2 protein-coding genes are annotated in these 1,693 nt (G+C 69.2%); both read right to left on the reverse strand.

Annotated elements, in window-relative coordinates; all coding sequences use genetic code 11:
* Positions 1–893, reverse strand: an 893-nt coding sequence (locus VE326_10805) for an aminotransferase class V-fold PLP-dependent enzyme (protein HYJ33697.1), incomplete at its 3' end; no start/stop codon positions are given.
* A gap of 84 nt (positions 894–977) precedes the next feature.
* Positions 978–1,693: S16 family serine protease (locus VE326_10810; protein ID HYJ33698.1), on the reverse strand; the 716-nt coding region annotated here is incomplete at its 5' end.

Genomic DNA, 1,693 nt, shown 5'->3' on the forward strand with positions numbered 1-1,693 from the left:
GGCGCGATCACGGCGGTCACGGCGTTGGACGGCACCTCGGCCAGCAGGGACAGGCCCAGGGCCTGGGCCGCCGCGCGCGTGGCGTCGGCGTTCCGGCGATGGCGCGCGAAGACCTGCTCCCTCCCCTCCTCGGCCATCAGCTTCGCGGCAGCGTTCGCCGCGAGCACGAGGGAGATCGCAGGCGTGAACGGAGTGTCCTTCTCAGCGAGCGCAGTCCGGGCCTTCAATAAATTGAAATAGAAACGCGGCAGCTTCGCCTTCTCCGCCGCGGCCCACGCGCGCGGACTGAAGGCCAGGAACCCCAGCCCGGGCGGGATCATCAGCCCCTTCTGGGAGCCCCAGACGACGCCGTCCAGGTCGGACGCGTCGAAATGCAGGTCGTAGACCCCCCAGGACGTGATCGCATCCACGATGGTAAGGACGCCCTTCGCCCGGGCCGCGCGCGCGATCTCGTGCACGGGGAACAGCGCCCCCGTCGACGTCTCGCTGTGGGTCAAAAAGAGCGCCTTGGCCTTGGGGTGCGCCGCGAGCGCCGACTCGGCTTCCTCGACCGTGGCCACGCGCCCCCACTCCACGCTCACCTTGTGCGCCGCCACTCCGTACGCCTCGCAGATCGAGGCCCACCTCGCGCCGAACTTGCCGCCCTCGACGACGATCGCCTCGTCGCCCGGAGAGAGCACGTTGATGGCGGCCGCTTCCATGGCCCCCGTGCCCGAGCAGGCGAGCGTGATCACCGGCTGCGCCGTGCCGAGGTGCTCGGCCATCAGGCGGGTGGCTTCCATGAAGAGCGTGCGGTACTCGTCGGTGCGGTGGTGGATGATCGGGCGGGCCATGGCTTCCAGCACGACGTGCGGGAGCTCGGTGGGGCCGGGAGTGAAGAGCACGCGCTTCATCACGTCTCCTCGAAACGACGCCGGCGTCCGCGCCGGAGCGCGGACACCGGGATGAGGTTCAGCCGCGCGCGGAAGCGCGTGGCGTCAATGGGCGTAGGTCTGGGCGGCCTTGGGCGCCGGAACCGGGGTCACTTCTTCCGCCGGCCGGGCGACGATGCTTCGGGACTCGCCCGTGTTGAGGGCGATCTCCAGCACCTGATCCATGGTCTCGACCAGCTTGAACTGGACCGCCTGCTTCAGATAATCGGGCAGCTCTTTCAGGTCCTTCTCGTTCTGCTTCGGGATGATGACCGTCTTCACGCCCGCCCGCGCCGCCGCGACGACCTTCTCGTTCAGGCCGCCGATCGGGAGCACGTTGCCGAGCAGCGTGATCTCCCCCGTCATCGCCACGTCCTCGCGCGTCGGGACGCCCGTGAGCGCCGAGACCAGTGCGGTCGCCATGGTGATGCCCGCCGAGGGGCCGTCCTTCGGGATGGCGCCCTCCGGCAGATGCACGTGGACGTCGATCTCCTTATAGAAATTCTTCTCCAGGCCCAGGGACTGGGCGCGGGAACGAATGTACGACAGCGCCGCCTGTCCCGACTCCCGCATCGTTTCGCCCAGCTTTCCCGTCATGCTCAGGGCGCCGCCGCCGGGAAGCACGCTCACCTCGACGGTGAGCACGTCGCCACCGACCTCGGTCCAGGCGAGCCCGGTCGCCACGCCGATGCGCGAGCGCTTCTCGATCTGGCTGTCGAGGAACTTCGGCACGCCCAAGTACGACCCGACGTTCGCGGGGGTGACCCGGAACATGCGGGCCT

The organism is Candidatus Binatia bacterium, assembly GCA_035631035.1.
In the GTDB taxonomy this organism is placed as follows: domain Bacteria; phylum Eisenbacteria; class RBG-16-71-46; order SZUA-252; family SZUA-252; genus DASQJL01.